This is a genomic window from Pseudomonas sp. LBUM1678, from assembly GCF_059695575.1.
In genome coordinates, this window is sequence record NZ_CP166775.1 from 5589940 (window position 1) to 5610206 (window position 20267).

General features: G+C 58.5%; 20 protein-coding genes. 11 read left to right on the plus strand and 9 right to left on the minus strand.

All coding sequences use genetic code 11. The annotated features are described in order from the left end of the window. Positions 1-8 precede the first annotated feature (8 nt). The 4 genes from ACA070_RS25365 to ACA070_RS25380 all read left to right on the plus strand — a co-directional run bounded on the left by ACA070_RS25365 (position 9) and on the right by ACA070_RS25380 (position 3857). On the plus strand, positions 9-725 hold the full coding sequence (locus ACA070_RS25365; RefSeq protein WP_497448805.1) for a response regulator transcription factor: 717 nt from the start codon (positions 9-11) through the stop codon (positions 723-725). Then, a complete protein-coding gene (locus tag ACA070_RS25370) occupies positions 722-2239 on the plus strand; it encodes a sensor histidine kinase (RefSeq protein ID WP_497448806.1) in 1518 nt (505 codons plus the stop codon). The genes ACA070_RS25365 and ACA070_RS25370 overlap by 4 nt, the downstream gene beginning before the upstream one ends. Positions 2240-2292: 53 nt before the next feature. Then, the gene (locus tag ACA070_RS25375; protein WP_497448807.1) at positions 2293-3036 is read left to right on the plus strand and encodes a DUF72 domain-containing protein; all 744 of its coding nucleotides are present in this window, start codon (positions 2293-2295) and stop codon (positions 3034-3036) included. 116 nt (positions 3037-3152) lie between these two features. Then, on the plus strand, positions 3153-3857 hold the full coding sequence (locus ACA070_RS25380; RefSeq protein WP_497448808.1) for a hypothetical protein: 705 nt from the start codon (positions 3153-3155) through the stop codon (positions 3855-3857). Between the two features lie 172 nt (positions 3858-4029). Here the strand turns inward: ACA070_RS25380 and ACA070_RS25385 are convergent, their stop codons facing one another. Continuing rightward, positions 4030-4512, minus strand: coding sequence for a RidA family protein (locus tag ACA070_RS25385; protein WP_497448809.1), 483 nt, complete (start codon positions 4510-4512; stop codon positions 4030-4032). Positions 4513-4645: 133 nt separating this feature from the next. Between ACA070_RS25385 and ACA070_RS25390 the strand changes: the two genes are divergently transcribed. Then, complete coding sequence (locus ACA070_RS25390) at positions 4646-6058, plus strand: aminotransferase-like domain-containing protein (RefSeq protein ID WP_497448810.1); 1413 nt, start codon at positions 4646-4648, stop codon at positions 6056-6058. Between the two features lie 538 nt (positions 6059-6596). Then, positions 6597-6875 carry a DUF3077 domain-containing protein gene (locus tag ACA070_RS25395; RefSeq protein WP_497448811.1) on the plus strand — a complete coding sequence of 93 codons (279 nt, stop codon included), beginning with the start codon at positions 6597-6599 and terminating at the stop codon, positions 6873-6875. 78 nt (positions 6876-6953) lie between these two features. On the opposite strand, the gene ACA070_RS25400 is transcribed toward ACA070_RS25395, so the two are convergent. From ACA070_RS25400 to hmpA, 8 genes are all read right to left on the minus strand, one after another. Next, positions 6954-7406: a hypothetical protein gene (locus ACA070_RS25400; RefSeq protein WP_497448812.1), complete on the minus strand. Its 453-nt coding sequence runs from the start codon at positions 7404-7406 to the stop codon at positions 6954-6956. 491 nt (positions 7407-7897) lie between these two features. Then, positions 7898-8785 carry a heme o synthase gene (gene cyoE / locus ACA070_RS25405; protein ID WP_403100034.1) on the minus strand — a complete coding sequence of 296 codons (888 nt, stop codon included), beginning with the start codon at positions 8783-8785 and terminating at the stop codon, positions 7898-7900. An 11-nt stretch (positions 8786-8796) separates the two neighbouring features. Continuing rightward, positions 8797-9132 carry a cytochrome o ubiquinol oxidase subunit IV gene (gene cyoD, locus ACA070_RS25410; RefSeq protein ID WP_084320724.1) on the minus strand — a complete coding sequence of 112 codons (336 nt, stop codon included), beginning with the start codon at positions 9130-9132 and terminating at the stop codon, positions 8797-8799. Then, on the minus strand, positions 9133-9759 hold the full coding sequence (locus tag ACA070_RS25415) for a cytochrome o ubiquinol oxidase subunit III (protein ID WP_461955624.1): 627 nt from the start codon (positions 9757-9759) through the stop codon (positions 9133-9135). Positions 9760-9762: 3 nt separating this feature from the next. Then, entirely contained in the window at positions 9763-11793 is a 2031-nt protein-coding gene (gene cyoB / locus ACA070_RS25420) for a cytochrome o ubiquinol oxidase subunit I (protein ID WP_497448813.1), read from the minus strand. A gap of 3 nt (positions 11794-11796) precedes the next feature. Continuing rightward, positions 11797-12741, minus strand: coding sequence for a ubiquinol oxidase subunit II (cyoA, locus tag ACA070_RS25425; RefSeq protein WP_462028607.1), 945 nt, complete (start codon positions 12739-12741; stop codon positions 11797-11799). An 814-nt stretch (positions 12742-13555) separates the two neighbouring features. Continuing rightward, positions 13556-14065, minus strand: coding sequence for a disulfide bond formation protein B (locus ACA070_RS25430; RefSeq protein ID WP_497448814.1), 510 nt, complete (start codon positions 14063-14065; stop codon positions 13556-13558). Positions 14066-14345: 280 nt separating this feature from the next. After that, positions 14346-15527 carry an NO-inducible flavohemoprotein gene (gene hmpA / locus ACA070_RS25435; RefSeq protein ID WP_497448815.1) on the minus strand — a complete coding sequence of 394 codons (1182 nt, stop codon included), beginning with the start codon at positions 15525-15527 and terminating at the stop codon, positions 14346-14348. 156 nt (positions 15528-15683) lie between these two features. On the opposite strand from hmpA, the gene norR reads away from it, so the two are divergent. The 5 genes from norR to ACA070_RS25460 all read left to right on the plus strand — a co-directional run bounded on the left by norR (position 15684) and on the right by ACA070_RS25460 (position 20206). Then, positions 15684-17237 carry a nitric oxide reductase transcriptional regulator NorR gene (norR, locus tag ACA070_RS25440; RefSeq protein ID WP_497448816.1) on the plus strand — a complete coding sequence of 518 codons (1554 nt, stop codon included), beginning with the start codon at positions 15684-15686 and terminating at the stop codon, positions 17235-17237. A gap of 267 nt (positions 17238-17504) precedes the next feature. After that, positions 17505-18407 carry a chemotaxis protein CheV gene (locus tag ACA070_RS25445; protein WP_497448817.1) on the plus strand — a complete coding sequence of 301 codons (903 nt, stop codon included), beginning with the start codon at positions 17505-17507 and terminating at the stop codon, positions 18405-18407. Between the two features lie 27 nt (positions 18408-18434). Beyond that, positions 18435-18893, plus strand: a complete 459-nt coding sequence (locus ACA070_RS25450) for a GNAT family N-acetyltransferase (RefSeq protein ID WP_497452020.1) — start codon at positions 18435-18437, stop codon at positions 18891-18893. A gap of 153 nt (positions 18894-19046) precedes the next feature. Then, positions 19047-19373: a hypothetical protein gene (locus ACA070_RS25455; RefSeq protein ID WP_497448818.1), complete on the plus strand. Its 327-nt coding sequence runs from the start codon at positions 19047-19049 to the stop codon at positions 19371-19373. Between the two features lie 83 nt (positions 19374-19456). Continuing rightward, complete coding sequence (locus tag ACA070_RS25460) at positions 19457-20206, plus strand: YkgJ family cysteine cluster protein (protein ID WP_497448819.1); 750 nt, start codon at positions 19457-19459, stop codon at positions 20204-20206. Positions 20207-20267: the final 61 nt, after the last annotated feature.

Genomic DNA, 20267 nt, shown 5'->3' on the forward strand with positions numbered 1-20267 from the left:
TGAGCTTTATGGAACAGACCAAACGTGTCCTGGTGGTCGAGGACGACCTGCACATCGCCGACCTTATCTGCCTGCATCTACGCGATGAGCAGTTCGAGGTGGTGCACTGCGCCGACGGTGATGAAGGCATGCGACTGCTGCAGCAAGGAAGCTGGGACGCACTGATCCTCGACCTGATGCTGCCCGGTGTGGACGGCCTGGAAATCTGCCGTCGGGCGCGGGCAATGGCCCGCTACACACCGATCATCATCACCAGCGCCCGCTCCAGCGAAATGCACCGGATCCTGGGGCTGGAACTCGGTGCCGACGACTATCTGGCCAAGCCTTTTTCCATGCTAGAACTGGTCGCCCGGGTCAAAGCCCTGCTGCGACGAGTCGACGCCATGGCCCGCAACCTGAAAATGGACGCCGGCAGCCTGACCACCGACGGCCTGTCCATCGACCCGATCACCCGCGACGTCTCTCTCGACGGTCGTCGCCTGGACCTCACGCCGCGGGAATTCGACCTGCTGTATTTCTTCGTCCGACAGCCTGGCAAGGTGTTTTCACGGATGGACCTGCTCAATGCAGTCTGGGGCTACAGCCACGAAGGCTACGAACACACGGTCAACACCCATATCAACCGCCTGCGGGCCAAAATCGAAGCCGATCCTGCACAACCCGCACGCATCCTCACGGTGTGGGGTCGTGGCTACAAGTTCGCGGCCAAGGAGGAGCAGCCATGAGGCTGACCCTGACACAACGCCTGTCCCTGGTGTTCGCCGTCCTGTTGCTGGTGTGCTGTGGCACATCGGCCTGGATGCAAGTGCGCTCCAACAAGATGCATGAACTGGAAGTGGTTCAAGGGCTGTCGCGCGATCTCGCCCAGCACATTGCCCGCGATACGGTGCTGATGGACACCAACGGCCTGATGCCCAATGCCGTGCGCGAACTGTTCAGCAAACTCATGCTGGTCAATCCCAGTGTCGAGGTCTATCTGCTCAATACCGAGGGGCAAATTGTCGGCAGCGCCGCCCCCGAAGGCCGGATACGCCGGGAGCGGATCGATCTGGCACCGATCCAGCGTTTGCTCAAAGGCGATACGCTGCCGATTCTCGGCGACGACCCGCGCAGCGCCGAGGGGCGCAAGGTGTTCAGCGCCGCGCCGCTAAAGGTCAACGGCAAACCGGCAGGTTATCTCTATGTGGTGTTGCTCAGTGAAGAACACGACCGCTTCGCCGAACGCGGTGCCACCAGCGCCGCGCTCAATACCGCACTGTTATCCATTGGGCTGGTGGCGTTGCTGTGCCTGATCGCCGGCCTCACCGCATTTGCCCTGATCACCCGACCGTTGCGTCGATTGACCGAGAGAGTCAGCCAGTTCGACATCGACGGCGTCCCCTCCACACCACCCGCATCGGACCCGGTAGAAAAAGCGTCGAGCCACGATGAAATAGCCGTACTCGACGCCGCTTTCCGTCAGATGCAGACCCGCCTGAGCGAACAATGGCGCTCGCTGACTCGCCAAGATCAGGAACGCCGCGAACTGGTGGCAAACATCTCCCACGACCTGCGTACACCGCTAGCCTCGCTGCACGGTTATCTGGAAACCCTGTCGCTCAAAGACGCCACGTTGTCCCCTGCCGACCGTCGTCGTTATCTGGGCATCGCCCTGGATCAAAGCCGTAAGGTGGGTGGCCTGGCGCAATCACTGCTTGAACTGGTGCGGCTGGAACACGGGTTCGTGCAACCGGTGCTGGAGCGTTTTTCCCTGACCGATCTGGTGCAGGACATCTTCCAGAAATTCGAACTCACCGCCGAAGCGCGCCAGATCGAACTCAAGGCGACCTTCGCGCCTAACGTTTCCACCGCCTGCGCCGACCTGGGGCTGATCGAGCGCGTGCTGACCAACCTGTTCGACAACGCCCTGCGCGATACCCCCCAAGGTGGAGAAATCGAATTGAGCCTACGACCTCAAGGGGCTTTTATCGAAGTGACCGTCAGCGACACCGGCCCCGGCATCGCGCCCCAATTGCGCGAAGGTTTGTTCCTGCGCCCATTCAACATTGGCGGTGCCCGGCGCGATGGCGGTCTGGGGCTGCGGATCGTGCATCGGATCCTGCAGCTGCACGGTCGCGAGATCCAGTTGATCGATGTTCCGGGACGCGGTGCGACTTTCCGCTTTTCCTTGCCGGTGGATGAACAAACGGCGGAACAATGGGCCGTTCGCTCGATGACCCTTAATTCGATGGGGAATTAACCCGGTTTCGGTGGTCACAGCTTTGAACCTGATGCTGAGGTGAGAAAACGCTGATGACTGCAACGACGCCCCTGTACATCGGCTGCGCCGGATGGAGCCTGCCCCGCGAACAGTCGAAGGCTTTTCCATCCGCAGGCACTCACCTGCAACGGTATGCGGCACAGTTGACGTGCGCGAAAATCAACAGCTCGTTTTATCGGCCTCACCGCCCGGCAACCTATGCACGATGGGCCGAGAGTGTGCCGGAGGGCTTTCGGTTTTCAGTCAAAGTCCCTAAGCAGATTACCCACGAAGCTCGCTTGCTGAACTGTGAAGTGTTGATCGATGACTTTATTGAGCAATGCTCCCACTTGGGGCCGAAGCTTGGGTGTCTGCTGATCCAGATCCCGCCCTCCTTATCCTTCGAAGTCAAAACTGCCGAAACCTTCTTCACCACATTTCGTTCGCACTACAGAGGGTTTGCAGTGCTTGAACCGAGGCATGTCAGCTGGCAAACACCTGAGGCGCAAGCGCTACTGATTGAACATCGAATCGGCCAAGTGGCTGCCGATCCTTCGCCGCTGCCCAATGGCGATGTGCCCGGAGGTTGGCCAGGCATCGGCTACTACCGATTGCACGGATCACCGCGAATCTACTACTCGAGTTACGAACTGCCATGGCTTGAGGATCTGGCTCAAAAGATACAAACCTGTGCGCAAGACACTCCCGCCTGGTGCATCTTCGACAACACCGCGAGTGGCGCGGCGACGGCCAATGCGCTGGCGCTTCAGCGAATGACGCCTCCACGCCAAAAATGATGACAAACCATCTGTTCATCCGTGACAACTCAGGTCAGGTCCAATAGATTAGGCGGCCTGAAAAGGCTCCGTGCTTTCTCGCCTAAACCCAAGTTAAAAGAAGTAGTGAAATTTCAATGTCCGATTCCAATACCGCTGAATCCGTAGTCACCTTGTCGTCCAAAGCGGAATACGAAAACTCCATCAATCTTTCACAACATGTGCCACAGGCCAAGACCATCAGCGAGATGGTCCTGGACGCTTTTCAAGCCACCCGGGAAAGCGACCAGATTCGCGAGCTGCGCGTCGCGATTCGCCAGGCTCACGACGGCTTCGACGACGATAAAGCCTATGAACTGATGGGCGAGCTCAAACAACTGAAAGACGCCGAAGCGTCCGACATTGCCGCGCTTGAAGACCTGAGCAGCAAGTTCCCGATCAGCCGTATCCTCTCCAGCTTCAAGGACGACCCGGCCTTTCAGGAAATCGTCTATGGACTGGCATTGAAGGTGCTGAACCAGACCCACCAGGCCATCAGCAACCCGAGCACCGGCAAGAGCAAAGTGGCTCGCGCCAAGAAAGACCTCGAAGTGTTCACCATCAGCAAGGACGGCATGAGCGTCACGCTGCCGCTGCGCACCCCACGTTCGAGCCTGAACGTTGACCGCGAAGCACTGGAATTCCTCGGCTTGACCTTCGTCGGCGAAGGCGATGACGCGGTAATTGAAAGCGAGACGTTCCTGGACAACACCGGGGCCGAACAAGCGGTCAACCGCAAGAACATCATCACCGCACTTCAGCAGCAAACCGCGTTCGACGGCTACAGCATCGCCGCGCAGTAACACGATCGACCTGAAAGCCTTCAGTCAATGAGAAACCTGTGGCGAGGGAGCTCGCTCCCGCTGGGCTGCGTAGCGGCCCCAAAAATGCGGCAACATTGACGACTCTTGTGAGTGCTACGCACTCAAACGGGAGCAAGCTCCCTCGCCACAAAAGCAGGTATGCCCGAAAGTTTTACCGCGTCGACGGATGCAGGGCCGCGATCATATCCACTTCTACCGGCGCATTTTTTGGCAGCTGATAAACACCCACGGTCGTTCGGGTGTGTTTACCCGCGTCACCCAGCACATGCGTGAAGACGTCAGACGCGCCGTTGGCCACGTCACTCAGGTCCACAAAGTCGAACGTGGATTTCACATAGACCGTGATGCGCAGCAGTGACTTGACGTTATCCAGTGACCCGATGGCCTCTCGGATCAGTGCAAGTCCGCGTATCGCGCTGATGCCAGCCGCCTCTTGAGCATCGGCCAGATTAAGTTCCAGTCCCACCCGGCCAGGGTACTGGATTCTGCCGTTCATTCGTGGCACCAGCCCGCTGACGTACAGTTCATCATCGTGCCGAATCAGCGGCGCGTAATGCCCGCCGGCGGAGTTCTCGTCGTAGATATCAAAGCCGAGTTCTTTTGCCATCGCGAGGAAGCGTTCGTCGCGACTCATTTGATTACTCATTAACTGAACCCTCTTAATCAATCATGCATACGCGCAGCTGATGGTAGAGAGAGATGCGTGTCTTGATCAGGGCAACTTCGTATAAGATCCAACAAACTTTACTGCCAGGGATACCAGTAAAATGCAGCGCGCCGTCATCGCCGCCATCGAGTTCCAGCCAGGAGTGCCGCTGGTACAGCAGATCGTCGATCAGTTGTCTGTGGCCATCAGCCAGGGTGGCTTGCCTCACGGGGCCAAGTTGCCACCGATTCGCGAACTCTCCGAGTTGATGAACGTGGGTAAATCCACGGTGGTCGACGCCCTCGACCGATTGCGGGCCAAGGGGCTGGTGGTCTCACGCCAAGGCTCGGGGCATTACATTCATCGCCCAAGCACCCAACCCCACATTCCGACTGGCCCCGACCTGCAACCCCAAGACACCCTCAGCCGGGTCCGCCGCGCCTTGCTGCTGGACAACGGCGCGCTGCGCCCCGGCTGCGGGTTTCTGCCCGCCTCGTGGTTGCCCGCTGACGAATTGCTCAAAGCCGTGCGCAGCACCCTTCGCGCGACCGCGCTGCGCATGGGCGAATACGGTGAAGTCGGTGGTTACCGACCGTTGCGCGAGGCGTTGCGAGTCAAGCTGTCGACCGTCGGTATCGAAGTGCCGATCGAGCAGATCATCACCACCGCTAACACCGTGCAGGCCATCGACCTGCTGATGCGCCTGTTGATAAAACCTGGCGACACGGTGCTGCTCGACGATCCGTGTTACTTCAACATGCACGCCAATCTGGCGCTGCACGGCGCCAAGGTCATCACCATTGCCCGCGATTGCGACGGCGTGAATCTGGAAACCTTCGAGCAATTGCTGATTGCACATCGCCCCGTGATGTATATGACCAACAGCACCCTGCATAACCCGACCGGGCACTCGTTCTCCGCAGCCCAGGTTTATCGCCTGCTCGAACTGAGCCACCGTTACGGCGTGCACATCCTCGAAGATGACTTGTACGGCGACATCCAGCAACGGCGCACCCCGCGCCTGGCCGCGAGCGGACTGGACAATGTCAGTTACGTATCCGGTTTCTCCAAGACCCTGACCGCCAACAGCCGGGTCAGCTATACCGCGCTATCGCCGCAACTGGCCGCTCGATTGATCAACTTGAAGATGAGCTGCGGCGGCGTGACTTCGGAACTGGCGGAGCAGATCACCTGCACCCTGCTGAGCAACGGCAGCTACGCCAAACACACCCGGCGCACCGTTGATCGTCTGTATGAATCGAGCAGTCGCGTGACGAGATGGCTGGTAGAGGCCGGATGCTCGGTGTCATCGATGCCGGGTGAAGGGCTGTTCATCTGGACACGATTGCCCGAAGGGCTGCATGCCGAAACGCTGGCCAGCAAAGGCCTCGAAAACGACCTCGTCCTCGCCCCCGGCACCTTGCTGAGTAAAGCCGCCGAAGCCAACAGCTTCCTGCGTTTCAACGTCGCGCATAGCGATAGCCCGCAGGTGCGCGAGCAGTTCTTTAGATTGCTCGACTATTACAAAGCGTAACCACCCATCGTCTCTGTGGCGAGGGAGCTTGCTCCCGCTGGAGCGAGAAGCGCTCCCCTATATTTCATCAGACACGCAGCACAGGCAGGCTTTACGACTGCTGCGCAGCCGAACGGGAGCAAGCTCCCTCGCCACAAAACATGCGTTCAACGAAACGTTTGCTGGCGGCATGACATTCCCAGCCACCAGATCGCTACGATTGCGGCACCTGACACCGCACGCTAACTTCAGATCGTCGCTGCCAACTCAGCGACCGGGCCTGATAACCCGGGTAATATATCGGCGCCTCAGTGCTCCAATCACGATCGCATGCTTTTTAAGCCCGCATTTCGTGCAATGGCGGCTGTGCGCGGGAGACCTTCGGGTCTGCCGGTTTCCTATATTCCCGGTTATCAGCCTGCGCACAGCTGCCACCCTTTCGCCTGATAACGATCGGGGCAGCTCCACTGACATATAGGAATTGCGCAATGAACAATATCAATCCCTCTGCTCCACCGCTCATCCCCCACCTCCACCCAACCACCGGAGGTGACACTCAATGACCAACCCTCAAGACCTTAAAACCATCGGCCTCACCCACTTCTCCTTCCACGCCAACCAGTCTTTGTTCCGCATCAACGCCGGCGTCCCAGTGATCGAAGCCCTCTCTCATGCCTCCGACCTGCTCCACATCTCCAAACTCCTCGCCTCCGACGCTGCCATGGTCCGCGACACCGACAGACATGCCTGGGCGTCGCATTACTTGCAGGACATGAGCAAGGCGATCATCGATGACGTGATGAAGGTGCTTAGCGCACCTTGTAACAACCGCGCGTAAACGAAAAAGCCCCGCTCTTCGATCAAAGGCGGGGCTTTCAATCCGACGTGCGTCGGGTTCTTGTTATACAACTCAGGCTCAGGAAAACGTTGCGCGTTGCTCTGCCTCGTAATGTCGAGTCTGAAAAGGCATGAGGGTTTGAGCCTTTAAGCCAAGCCCTTCGCTCAACCCCCAAGAGGCGGCGAGCTCATCACGGCGACGGCGAAGCGGTGCGGCTGCTTGTGGCTTCACGTCTGGCTTTAAGGTCGAGTATGCAAAAAGCTCAAGGGCATTGAAGGTTTCCAGCACGCGGCTATCAGACACGCATGCAAAACGGGTGAAGCGCTCGAGCAAGTAGCCTGCGCGACGAACCTCGACCTCATCTGAATGACTATTCAGAAAAGCCGAAACTTCACTTTCAAGGTTCGAGTTCGAGTACCAGACAGCTTTGGCAGCGCTCACAAGCGCAACGTCATCTGCTTGATTCAAAGGGCTTTTGACCAGAGTGTCCAAAGCGGATGAGAGGACGTGGCCGCTAAGGGGCTTAGTCATCTGTATTCTCCAGATAGTTTTGAATATCGGGTGTCACTGCGCGGCAGCTTCGAGAGTTCGCACACACTTCACCATATGACTACGCAACGAAATGGAGCAACCATCTCGTCAACGCCCTGCATCAACTCTGCAAACAGGTCGCCTTCTCTTGGTCAGCGGTCAATCTGGACCACTTACCGGAAACACTGTGAAGAGAACTGCGCGCCCCGTCAAAAAGTAGAGAACATCTAGCTACATATATTCAGTTATAACCTTTTCTCACTATAACTATTCACGACGTCCTTTTTCTGGCACACCGCGGTGCGGCCATCGCGAGCAGGCTCGCTCCCACAGGGGTTCAGCGTCGTACTCAGAACCTGACGCAACAGCGATCAAAATGTGGGAGCGAGCCTGCTCGCGATTGGGGCAACACGGTCCAACAGAAAGCCACCCAACAAAAAGCCCCGCCTCTTCTCTCGAAGGGCGGGGCTTTTCTTTACAGCATCCGACGCTTAAGGCGCGTACGTCAGCAACAACTCGCTCGGCACTTTGAAGTCCAGGGACATCATCACGCTCAACGCGGTAATGGTGAAGATCGAGAACACGAACAGCTTGCGTGCCCAGACCGTGTCATCCACTGCCTTGTAGCCGGTCCAGGCCATGTACAACCAGTACATGCCCATAGCCGCGGCGACGGCGAGGTAGCTCATGCCGGCGTAGCCGCTGAAGGTCAGCATCAAGGTCGCCACGAGGAACGCCAGGATGTAGAGCAGGATGTGCTTCTTGGCCACTTGAATCCCGCGCTTCACTGGCAACACCGGAATCGATGCGGCCAGGTAATCGTTGAAGCGGAAGATCGCGATGGCGTAGGAATGCGGCATCTGCCACAGGCTGAACATCACCAGCAGCGTCAGTGCGGCCATGTCGAAGCTGTTGGTCACAGCCACGTAGCCAATCACCGGCGGCATGGCGCCCGACAGACTGCCCACCAGCGTGCCGTGAACCGACTTGCGCTTGAGGTACAGGCTGTAGAAGCCGACGTAGATGACGAAACCGATCACCGCGAACAGCGCGGCCAACGGGTTAGCCACCTTGTACAACAACGCAACGCCGGCAACACCCAGGACGGTCGCAAAGATCAGCGCCAGTTTCAGGGAGATCAGGCCCTGGACCAGCACCCGATTCTTGGTGCGTTCCATCTTCAAGTCGATGTCGCGGTCGATGCAGTTGTTGAACACGCAACCGGAAGCCACTACCAGGGATGTGCCGATCATTGCTGCCAGGAAAATGGCCAGATCGACATGCCCTTTCGAGGCCAGGAAAAATCCGCCTGCCACTGAAAGCACGTTACCGAAAATGATCCCCGGTTTGGTGATTTGGATAAAGTGCTTCAAGGACATTCGGACTTACCTCACTTCGCCATCATGTTGGTGTGGATGCTGAACATGATCCACAGCGACAGGCCAACCAGCAGGACGATCACGATGGCGGCGAAAACAAACGCAATCACGTTGTTACGCTGCGCGGCCGAACGGTCCAGGTGGAGGAAGTACACCAGGTGCACCAGCACCTGGATAACGGCGAAAGCCAGTACGATCCACAGAGTCAGCGACTTCGGCAGCGACGGGTACATCACCAGGCCGAAAGGAATGACGGTCAGGATCACCGACAGAATGAAACCGATAGCGTAAGACTTGACGCTGCCGTGGCCGGCGTCGTGGCTATCGTGGGAATGAGCGTTAGCCATTTACATAGTCCCCATCAGATAAACAACGGTGAATACGCAGATCCACACCACGTCCAGGAAGTGCCAGAACAGGCTCAGGCAGCTCAGACGGGTCTTGTTGGTCGCCGTCAGGCCGTTTTTCTGCACCTGATACATCATGATCGCCATCCAGATCAGACCACTGGTCACGTGCAGACCGTGGGTGCCGACCAGGGTGAAGAACCCGGACAGGAAGCCGCTGCGGCTAGGGCCGTAGCCCTCGGAGATCAGCACGTGGAACTCGTTGATCTCCATGCCGATGAAGCCGGCACCGAACAGGAAGGTCATGCCCAGCCAACCCAGCACCTGGTTCTTTTTGCCCTTGAACAACGCCAGCATGGCGAAGCCGTAGGTGATCGAACTGAACAGCAGCAGAGCGGTTTCGCCCAGTACGTATGGCAGTTCAAAGATGTCGTGGCCCGACGGGCCACCCGCTACGTTGTTAACCAGTACCGCGTACACCGCGAAGATCGACGCAAACAGAATGCAGTCGGTCATCAGGTAGAGCCAGAAACCGAATACGGTCATCTCGCCCGAGTCGTGGTGATGGTCATCGTGCCCATGTCCATCGACATGGGTGTGTCCAGCATTGGTCACTAAGTTCGACATGGTTTAAGCCTGTTCCAACGAGGTTTCAACACGGGTGGCGGTGGCTGGGACTTTCCCGGCCGCTACCAGACGCTTGTGCTGCTCGGCTTCGATGCGTTCGATTGTCTCGACCGGCACCATGTAGCCTTGGTCATCACGTGCAGCGTGGATCACGAAGTAGACCACGGTGCCTACAAGACCAACGATGGCCAGCCACCAGATGTGCCAGATCATCGCGAAACCGAACACGGTCAACAGAGCACCCATGACCACACCGGTCGCGGTGTTGTTTGGCATGTGGATCGGTTCGTACTTGGCCGGAGCCTGGTACGCGGTACCGTTTTCCTTGGCTTCGGTGAACGGGTCGATGGTTTCGGCTTTTGGCAGCACGGCGAAGTTGTAGAACGGTGGTGGCGACGAGGTCGACCATTCCAGCGTGTGGGCATTCCACGGGTCGCCGTGTTCGCACATGTTTTCTGGCTTGTTGCGATCACGCACGCTCACGTAGAGCTGGATCAGCTGGCAAGCGATACCCACAGCGATCATCACCGCACCGAACATGGCGACGTACAGGTACGGCACCCACTCAGGGTTGGTGGTGGCGTTCAGACGACGGGTCATGCCCATGAAGCCCAGTGCATAGAGCGGCATGAACGCGACGAAGAAGCCCGAGATCCAGAACCAGAACGCTGCCTTGCCCCAACCTTCGTGCAGCTTGAAGCCGAACGCTTTCGGGAAGTAGAAGGCAAAGCCTGCGATGTAACCAAATACCGCGCCGCCGATGATCACGTTGTGGAAGTGAGCGATCACGAACAGGCTGTTGTGCAGGACGAAGTCAGCACCCGGGATGGCCAGCAATACGCCGGTCATGCCGCCGATGGCGAAGGTCACCATGAAGCCCAGGGTCCACAGAACCTGGCTGGTGAAACGCAGACGGCCTTGGTAAATGGTGAACAGCCAGTTGAATAGCTTCACCCCCGTCGGGATCGAAATCAGCATCGTCGCCAGACCGAAGAAGGCGTTGACGCTGGCACCCGAACCCATGGTGAAGAAGTGGTGCAGCCAGACCATGAAGCCCAGGATCGAGATCGCACCCGATGCGTAGACCATCGAGTGGTGGCCGAACAGACGCTTGCCGGTGAAGGTCGAGATGACTTCGGAGAAGATCCCGAATGCCGGCAGAATCAGGATGTACACCTCGGGGTGACCCCAGGCCCAGAACAGGTTGACGTACATCATCGGATTGCCACCAAGTTCATTGGTGAAAATGTGGAAATCCATGTAACGGTCAAGCGTCAGCAGTGCCAGGGTAGCGGTCAGGATCGGGAACGAAGCCACGATCAGGACGTTGGCCCAGGTGCAGGTCCAGGTGAAGATCGGCATGTCCATCAGCTTCATGCCAGGGGTACGCATCTTCAGCACGGTGGCCAGGAAGTTGACCCCCGTCAGCGTCGTACCCAACCCGGATAGCTGTAGCGCCCAGATGTAGTAATCCATCCCCACGCCAGGGCTGTATTGCAGACCCGACAGCGGCGGATAGGCAACCCAACCGGTCTTGGCGAATTCGCCGACGCCCAGGGACAAGTTGATCAGCACCACGCCGGACACCAGCAACCAGAAGCTCAGGGAGTTCAGGAACGGGTAGGCAACGTCACGCGCGCCGATCTGCAGCGGCACTGCAAGGTTCATCAGGCCGGTGAAGAATGGCATCGCCATGAAGATGATCATGATCACACCGTGGGCGGTGAAGATCTGGTCATAGTGTTCAGGCGGCAGGTAGCCAGGCGAACCCTCGGTGGCCATGGCCAGCTGGGTACGCATCATGATGGCGTCGGCAAAACCACGCAGCAGCATGACCATGGCGACGATGATGTACATCACGCCGATTTTCTTGTGGTCGACCGAGGTCAGCCACTCGGTCCACAGGTAGGTCCACTTCTTGAAATAAGTGATTGCAGCGAACAGCGCCAGACCGCCGAGCGCGATCATGGCGATGGTTATCATCACGATCGGTTCGTGGAACGGGACCGCTTCCCAACTTAATTTACCAAACATCGTTTACTCCTCTGCCCCGGCAGCTGAATGCGCGTTCATGTCCATTCCTTGCGTAGCGGCCACTTCTTTCTCTTTCTTCTCGTGCTTGACCTTCGGACCCGCTTTCATGCCTTCGTACTTGTCGACGATGATCTGGAACAGGTTCGGAGTGACCGAGGAGTAGAGCTCGACTGGGTTGTTCTGGCTCGGCTTGGAAAGGGCTGCGTATTCAGCTTCTTCAAGCTGTTTAGGTGCCTTTTTGACTTCACTTACCCAGGCGTCGAAATCTTCCTGGGAAGTGGCGATAGCCTTGAATTTCATGCCAGTGAAACCAGCGCCGCTGTAGTTGGCGGAGATACCGTCCATTTCAGCGTTCTGGTTGGCGATCAGGTGCAGTTTGGTCTGCATGCCGGCCATCGCGTAGATCTGGCCGCCCAGGGCCGGGATGAAAAACGAGTTCATCACGGAGTCCGAAGTCACCTTGAAGTTGATCGGGGTGTGCGCCGGGAACACGATCTTGTTGACGGTGGCGATGCCTTGTTCCGGATAGATGAACATCCACTTCCAGTCCAGCGCGACCACTTCAATGGTGATTGGCTTGACGTCGGACTCCAGCGGCTTGTAAGGATCCAGCGCGTGGGTCGACTTGTAGGTGATGTAACCCAGGGCAATGATGATCAGTACCGGGATCGTCCACACCGCGATTTCGATCTTGGTGGAGTGCGACCACTTCGGCGTGTAGACGGCGTCCTGGTTGGACGCGCGGTATTTCCAGGCGAACAGGAAGGTCATGACGATGACCGGTACCACGACCAGAAGCATCAGCAGCGTTGCGGTGATGATCAGGTTTCGCTCATCCAGGCCAACCTGGCCCTTGGGATCGAGCAAGGTCATGTTGCAGCCTGACAGCAACAACGTGCCGAGCAGCGGCAATAAGCCTAGTAGTCTGGGGTACCTGTTTTTACTCATCTCACGACCTCTAAAGCAGCTTGCGCAATGCAGTTGGGTTTTGATCGCCAACACTTCACCCTGCCAAGGGTTGGCATTTTTCTTGGATTGAATAAGGGCTGCCCGTCGCGCGTCAGACGCTGTTCGACAAATCCTGGGCTAGCGGTAAGTTCTTATTCGAATTCGTGGTCAAAGGCCTTGTTACAGACCAATTCCATTTGGTGCGGATAGTTGGAAGGCTCCGACACCCGGGAGTCGCATGAAGCGTTCAGCTCCTCGACGCCCTGTATTCCTGCTCAAGGTGAGCAGTGCCGGAATTCAGTGCGGGCGATTGTAGATATGTAACGATTCATAAACCATGTCTCATCCCGAAATAATTTTTATCCATTCCAGCAACAATCATTAACGGTTTTTGCAAAAGTGCGGCATCTTATCGAAATTCATTCTCAACAAAAACACCAAAATTTGTAGGTCTACAGCGCGCAGTTCAGACAGCTATCAACGCTCAAGCAGACACTTAGGCGATGCCCTAGCCCCTATCAGACAAGGGCTCTGGCGATTCGCCAGGCCCTGTTAAAACTGCCTGCTTGCGCGCGATAGCCTTTGAATCGGTTGACGCCTGAATAGACCAATTTCGTTGCTTGGCTATGCACCGATCAGGCGACTTGAAATGCCTTGCGACAGCCTCGCTGTGACAACATGTCGCACATGTGTCGCACCCTTCGCTGCCGCACATCACGAACTTTTTACGCCGGCCCTGAAATGCAAAACGCCCCGGCCTTCTCAACGAAGGCCGGGGCGTTTCAGGTTTCACTCAACGGTACGGCGAATAGCCTCAACGCAGCGCTTTGCGGTTACGCGAAGTGAGCAGCGGCACCAGCACCACGATCAGCACGAACGCCACCAGCGCCCACTGTGCCAGTGACAAACCGAGGATCGGCGGGTACGGCGTGGAGCAGAAGCCGTCGACCTGGAAACCCAGCGGGAAGATCTTCGCCAGCGGCAGGCCATCGACGATCGGTTGCAGCACATCAATGCCACAGCTGACCGCCGGGTAGAACTGGGTGTAGACGTGATGCCCGGCCACCGCGACGCCGGCCAGTGCGCAAATCACCACCAGGGTTTCCAGCACCGTGATGCTGCGACGGGTGCGCATCGCTGCGCCAATGAAGGCAAACAGCGCAATCAGCAACAGCGCATAACGTTGCAGGATGCACAGCGGGCACGGCGCCTCGCCCAGCACAATTTGCATGTACAGCGCGCCGCCGATCAGCGCCAGGCAGATGATGCCCAGCAACACCAGATAGCGCCGTTCACGTCCCAACCGCATCGTTTCCTCGCTCATCGCGTTTCCCTTGTAAAGATCGATTGCCCGGAAGTCTACACGCAGGCTCCAACCTTTGAGAGCCCGGCGCGCTTCGGTGGTGATCGGGGAATAGACGATAAACCGGTTAAGAACGGATTAACTTTGGCGGGATTTTTACGAATCGAGACCGTGGTGCGGCCAATCGCGAGCAGGCTCACTCCCACATTCGACCGCATTCCCCTGAGAGAACGCGGTCAAGTGTGGGAGCGAGCCTGCTCGCGATGAAGGCGACTCGGTATGTCCGAGTCGCCTCAAACAGTTATTCCAACGCCGAAGCCGGTCCAAAGAACTCGTAACGGCTCTGCTTCTCCGGCACACCCAAGGCTTTCAGGTGACGCTTGATCGCCGCCATAAACCCTTTCGGCCCCAGGAAGTAAGCATCCAGATCGCGCTGCTCCGGCAGCCACTCGCCCAGTTGCTCGCGGCTCAACAACCCGACCTTGTGCGCCGCCGGGCTCACGCCGTCATCTTCGGCGTAGCAATAGAAGCGCTTGAGTTGCGGGTGACGCTCGGCCAAACCATCGACCCAGTCGCGGAAGGCGTGAACGCTGCCGTTGCGCGCGCAGTGGATAAAGTGCACCGGCCGTTCGGTCGCCAATGCCGCTTCCAGCATCGCCAGCGTCGGGGTGATGCCCACGCCGCCGCTGATCAGCACCAAGGGTTTGTCGCTGGCGGTCAGGGTGAACTCGCCCGACGGCGGGAACAGCTGAATGCTCGCGCCGACATGCAGCTGATCGTGCAAGTGGTTAGAAGCGCGACCACCGGTTTCGCGTTTGACGCTGATGCGGTACTGGCCCTTGCTGGCCAAGGCCGACAGCGAGTAGTTACGGCGGATCTCTTCGCCGTCGAGGATCAGTTTCATGCCGATGTACTGGCCGGGTTCAGCGGCCAGAATCGCGCCTTTGTCGGCAGGTTCGAAGTAGAACGAGGTGATTTCCGCGCTTTCCTCGACCTTGGCCGCGACGATGAAATCCCGCGCCCCGCGCCAGCCGCCGGGTGCCTGTTCCTTTTGATCGTAGATGCTGGTTTCGGCGCCGATCAGGATCTCGGCCAATTGACCGTAGGCCGCGCCCCAGGCATTCATCACCTCAGGGGTGGCGATTTCGTCGCCCAGCACTTCGGAGATGGCGCGCAGCAAGCACGTGCCGACAATCGGGTAATGCTCCGGAAGGATTTGCAGGGCCACGTGTTTGTTGATGATCTTGGCGACCAGGTCGCCCAACTGGTCGAGCTGATCGATATGCCGCGCGTACATCAAAACGCCGTTGGCCAAGGCGCGCGGTTGATCACCGCTGGCCTGGTGGGCCTGGTTGAACAGCGGGCGGACTTCCGGGTATTCGGAGAGCATCATGCGGTAGAAGTGAGTGATCAGCGCTTCGCCACCGCTTTCCAGCAGCGGCACGGTGGATTTGACGATGGCACGGTCTTGAACGCTAAGCATAAAGTGACTCCTGGGCTACTTGGGTTACTAACTGATTGCCCTATACCTATCACTTTCCATGCCAATAATTTAAACCTTTAAAATCAACAACTTATAAACATAGTAGTCATATCGACACAGACTGACTTATAGTCATACCGACTACACGGAGTCACTATGACTGCAAAATCATTGCTCACCGCCCTGCTGCCGCTGGTCTCCGACCTGTCCCGCGAACTGCCCGAAGGCGAGCGTTATCGACGCCTGCTCGAAGCCATGCGCGCCCTGCTCCCTTGCGATGCCGCCGCCCTCCTGCGCCTTGACGGCGAATGGCTGGTGCCGCTGGCCGTCGACGGATTGAGCACCGACACCCTGGGCCGACGCTTCAAAGTCAGCGAGCACCCGCGCTTCGAAGCGTTGCTCAGCAGTCCCGGCCCGACGCGGTTCGCCGCCGACAGCGACTTGCCCGACCCTTACGACGGACTGGTCGACGGCCTCGACGATCATTTGGAAGTCCACGACTGCATGGGCTGCCCGTTGTTTATCGACGAACGTCCGTGGGGTTTGCTGACCCTCGACGCCCTCGACCCGGAACAATTTGAACCCATCGAACTGGACGCCCTGCAGGCCTTCGCCAGCCTCGCCGCCGCCACTGTCAACGCCGCCGAGCGCATCGAACGCCTGGCCAATCGCGCCGAAGACGAGCATCAGCGCGCCGAGGTCTACCGTCAGGCCAGCGGCCAGCAGAACCGCGAGATGATCGGACAGAGCAAAGCGCACAAACGCTTGGTGGAAGAGATCAACCTGGTGGGCGGCAGCGACCTGACCGTGCTGATCACTGGTGAAACCGGGGTCGGCAAGGAACTGGTGGCGCAGGCAATTCATGCGGCATCACCCCGGGCGGATAAACCGATCATCAGCCTCAACTGCGCCGCCCTGCCGGACACGCTGGTGGAAAGCGAATTGTTCGGTCATGTGCGCGGCGCCTTCACCGGCGCCATGAACGATCGGCGCGGCAAGTTCGAACTGGCCAATGGCGGCACGCTGTTTCTCGATGAAGTCGGCGAATTGTCCCTGACCGTGCAAGCCAAGTTGTTGCGGGTGCTGCAAAGCGGTCAGTTGCAGCGCCTGGGATCGGATAAAGAACATCAGGTGGACGTGCGCCTGATCGCCGCGACCAACCGCGACCTGGCCGAAGAAGTGCGCAGCGGCCGCTACCGCGCCGATTTCTATCATCGTCTGAGCGTTTACCCGCTGTTGGTGCCGGCTCTGCGTGATCGCGGGCGGGATGTGTTGCTGCTCAGCGGTTACTTCCTGGAACAGAACCGCTCGCGGATGGGCCTCAATAGCCTGCGCTTGAACAGCGATGCACAGGCGGCATTGCTGGCGTATGGTTGGCCGGGGAATGTGCGGGAGCTGGAGCATTTGATTGGCCGCAGCGCGTTGAAGGCGCTGGGTAATTGCAAGGAACGGCCGAAGATTCTCAGTTTGAGTGCGGCGGATCTGGATTTGCCCAATGGCAGCGTTGAAATTGCCGCCACTGAACAACTGGCTGCCAGTCCCGTCGCGTTGGTCGCGGGGGATTTACGGGAGGCCACCGAAAATTATCAGCGACAATTGATCAGCGCTTGCCTGGAACGGCATCACGACAACTGGGCGAGCGCGGCACGCGAGCTAGGCCTGGACCGGGCGAATCTTGGGCGGATGGCCAAGCGACTGGGCATGAAATAACGCACATCATTGTGGCGAGGGAGCTTGCTCCCGCTCGGCTGCGCAGCAGTCGCAAAACCTGTAAATGCGGATAGCCTGATAGCACACCGGTCTGATTTGGGAGCGCTTCGCACTCCAGCGGGAGCAAGCTCCCTCGCCACAGGGGTTCGCCGTTGGGCCGGGAATGGGTATTTAGCCTAAAGCCTGCCCCCAACAAGTCGATAACCCGGCATCAATAGCTTTTGGCGACTTTTACTCGCCGATCACCTTTTTCCACAGAAGGTTTTTATGTCCACCACAAAAGCCCGCGCAGACTCACTTTCGCTTCTGCTGTTTACCTTGCGCAGCGGCAAGCTGATGGCAATCAACCTGCTGAAAGTCAGTGAAATCATCCCTTGCCCGGCTCTGACCAAACTGCCGGAGTCGCACCCCCACGTCAAAGGCATCGCCACCCTGCGCGGCGCCTCGCTGTCGGTAATCGACCTGAGCCGCGCCATCGGCGAGCGGCCGCTGGAAGACCCGAACGGTGGCTGCCTGATCGTCACCGACGTCAGTCGCTCCAAGCAGGGCCTGCACGTTCAGGCCGTGAGCAAGATCGTCCACTGTCTGACCACCGACATCCGCCCGCCGCCCTTCGGCTCCGGCGGCGTGCGCTCGTACATCACCGGCGTGACATCGGTCGATGGCACCCTGGTGCAAGTGCTGGACATCGAAAAGGTCATCCACGGCATCGCCCCGGCGCAGATCGAAACGGCCCCGACCGAACTCAGCATGGAAGACGCCGAAGTGCTGGGCAACGCACGGATTCTGGTGGTCGACGACAGCCAGGTCGCGCTGCAGCAATCGGTGCACACCCTGCGCAACCTCGGCCTGCAATGCCACACCGCCCGCAGCGCCAAAGAAGCTATCGACTGCCTGCTGGACCTGCAAGGCACGGCGCAGCAGATCAACCTGATCGTCTCGGACATCGAAATGTCGGAGATGGACGGCTACGCCTTCACCCGCACCCTGCGCGAGACGCCAGACTTCTCGCACCTTTATGTGCTGCTGCACACCTCTCTGGACAGTGCAATGAACAGCGAGAAAGCGCGCCTGGCCGGGGCCAACGCGGTGCTGACCAAGTTCTCCTCGCCGGAATTGACCCGATGCCTGATCGAGGCGGCCAAAGCCGTCGCCGAACAAGGTCACTGAGTCTTGGCCGAGGCATTTTGCTTTCTGATGCGGCGCAACCTCGCTGAGGCTGTGCCTGCGATCACTTGGCCTCAGGGAATAGACCTCGTCCAATACCGCCCCGAACTGGCTGAAGCCGTTCATCGTTTGATGGAACTGGGTTATCGGGAAGGTGGTGGTCGTGTGCCGGCACTGGATGCCTGGCAACAGCGGTTTGAGACCGATCCGGAATACGATCCGAGCCTGTGTTTCGTTGCTTTGGATGGCGAACGGATCGTCGGCGTTTGCCAGTGCTGGACCAGCGCGTACATCAAGAACCTGGTGGTGCATTCTCGGGCTCAAGGCCTTGGATTGGGTCGTGCGTTGCTGCTGCACGCATTCAAGATGTTTCAGGATCGCCGGGAAGGTTTTGTAGATTTGAAGGTATTGGAAGACAACCTTCGGGCGCAGCGGTTGTACAAAAACGCCGGGATGTATGTGGTCCGCCGGGAACCGGTTCCGGTCTGATACACCGCCTTCGCGGGCAAGCCTCGCTCCTACAGGTCATGCGCGATCCCTGTAGGAGCGAGGCTTGCCCGCGAAAGGGCCGACACATTCAATACAAAACCATCAGGCATACTCCACCCCTCGGCCAACTCACTGCCCAAGGATGCCTGACCCATGAAAGCCGCAACCCTGACCCTCCTCTGCCTCACCGCCCTCGCCACCCAGGCCCACGCATCCAGCCCCGACGCCTGGGCCGCCTACGACAAAGCCGTGCTCGCCAGCTGCACCAAAGCCAGTGGCCTGAAAAACGCCAAGCCCGTCGGCAACGCCGCGCAGTTCGACGACCGGGTCGGCTACACCGCGCTCCTGCTGCAAGGCCAATATCCGCAAAAACACATGAAAGGCCAGCAAGGCACCGAGTTGTGCCTCTACAACAAAAAGACCAAAACCGCCTACGTCACCGAATGGGACTCCATCCGCCCCACTGCCAAAGCCCAGTGACTGGCGCATAACTTGCTTCGAAACGCGCCTTGGCGGTGTCCTTCTGGCGCCGTTTCATGCCCTCGGAAGCGACCGGCCGCTCAATGAATACGACTTTTTCCTGCGTAGGTTGCGGCAAATGCTGCAACGACCACCACGTGCCCCTGACCCTGGCCGAAGCCCGCATGTGGGCGGCTGATGGCGGTCAGGTGATCGTGTTGGTGGAAGGTTTCCTGGGCAAAGGCCTGGGCCTGCCGGTGCAGCAACGCGAACACGCCGAGCGTCGTTCAGTGATGGTTAGAAGCGGCACGTCCGAAGCGTACGTGGCGATCACCTTTGCCGCCTACAACGTCGGCCCCTGCCGGAATCTTGACGAAGACAACCTCTGCCGCATCTACGAACGCCGCCCGCTGGTGTGCCGCATCTACCCGATGGAAATCAATCCGCACATCGCACTGAACACGGCAGTGAAGGAGTGCCCGCCCGAGTCGTGGGAACAGGGACCGGACTTGATCATCGGTGGTGAGCTGGTGGATCAGGAACTGGCAGGATTGATCCAGCGCTCACGTCAGGCGGATCGCGATGACATTCAGACCAAGGATGCGATTTGCGGGCTTCTGGGGATTCGGACTACAGCGTTGAAGGGGGATGGGTTTACGGCTTATCTGCCGGATATGAATGCGTTTGCCACGGTCATTGATCAGCTTTCAGAGCAACCGCTGGCGCACACAGACAGTGATTGGCAGTTTCATGTATCAGGCGATGATATCGCCGGGCAAGTACAGGCGGCTGGGGCGCAAGTGGCTACGGATACACCGGTGAACTACGCGTTTATTTCGTTGCGGGCAGCCTGAGCAGCGAAACTGCGGAGCCTGGAACCACTGCGCAAACCCGTTGCGCAGCAGCTCTTCTTCA

Bases quoted from the DNA above. Each gene is read 5' to 3' on its own strand.
- ACA070_RS25415 (WP_461955624.1), bottom strand. From the start codon at position 9,759: ATGTCGAACTTAGTGACCAATGCTGGACACACCCATGTCGATGGACAT.
- ACA070_RS25375 (WP_497448807.1), top strand. From the start codon at position 2,293: ATGACTGCAACGACGCCCCTGTACATCGGCTGCGCCGGATGGAGCCTG.
- ACA070_RS25390 (WP_497448810.1), top strand. From the start codon at position 4,646: ATGCAGCGCGCCGTCATCGCCGCCATCGAGTTCCAGCCAGGAGTGCCG.
- cyoA (WP_462028607.1), bottom strand. From the start codon at position 12,741: ATGAGTAAAAACAGGTACCCCAGACTACTAGGCTTATTGCCGCTGCTC.
- ACA070_RS25400 (WP_497448812.1), bottom strand. From the start codon at position 7,406: ATGACTAAGCCCCTTAGCGGCCACGTCCTCTCATCCGCTTTGGACACT.
- norR (WP_497448816.1), top strand. From the start codon at position 15,684: ATGACTGCAAAATCATTGCTCACCGCCCTGCTGCCGCTGGTCTCCGAC.
- cyoE (WP_403100034.1), bottom strand. From the start codon at position 8,785: ATGTCCTTGAAGCACTTTATCCAAATCACCAAACCGGGGATCATTTTC.
- ACA070_RS25450 (WP_497452020.1), top strand. From the start codon at position 18,435: ATGCGGCGCAACCTCGCTGAGGCTGTGCCTGCGATCACTTGGCCTCAG.
- ACA070_RS25460 (WP_497448819.1), top strand. From the start codon at position 19,457: ATGAATACGACTTTTTCCTGCGTAGGTTGCGGCAAATGCTGCAACGAC.
- ACA070_RS25395 (WP_497448811.1), top strand. From the start codon at position 6,597: ATGACCAACCCTCAAGACCTTAAAACCATCGGCCTCACCCACTTCTCC.
- ACA070_RS25430 (WP_497448814.1), bottom strand. From the start codon at position 14,065: ATGAGCGAGGAAACGATGCGGTTGGGACGTGAACGGCGCTATCTGGTG.
- ACA070_RS25455 (WP_497448818.1), top strand. From the start codon at position 19,047: ATGAAAGCCGCAACCCTGACCCTCCTCTGCCTCACCGCCCTCGCCACC.
- cyoD (WP_084320724.1), bottom strand. From the start codon at position 9,132: ATGGCTAACGCTCATTCCCACGATAGCCACGACGCCGGCCACGGCAGC.
- ACA070_RS25385 (WP_497448809.1), bottom strand. From the start codon at position 4,512: ATGAGTCGCGACGAACGCTTCCTCGCGATGGCAAAAGAACTCGGCTTT.
- ACA070_RS25365 (WP_497448805.1), top strand. From the start codon at position 9: ATGGAACAGACCAAACGTGTCCTGGTGGTCGAGGACGACCTGCACATC.
- ACA070_RS25370 (WP_497448806.1), top strand. From the start codon at position 722: ATGAGGCTGACCCTGACACAACGCCTGTCCCTGGTGTTCGCCGTCCTG.
- ACA070_RS25445 (WP_497448817.1), top strand. From the start codon at position 17,505: ATGTCCACCACAAAAGCCCGCGCAGACTCACTTTCGCTTCTGCTGTTT.
- ACA070_RS25380 (WP_497448808.1), top strand. From the start codon at position 3,153: ATGTCCGATTCCAATACCGCTGAATCCGTAGTCACCTTGTCGTCCAAA.
- cyoB (WP_497448813.1), bottom strand. From the start codon at position 11,793: ATGTTTGGTAAATTAAGTTGGGAAGCGGTCCCGTTCCACGAACCGATC.
- hmpA (WP_497448815.1), bottom strand. From the start codon at position 15,527: ATGCTTAGCGTTCAAGACCGTGCCATCGTCAAATCCACCGTGCCGCTG.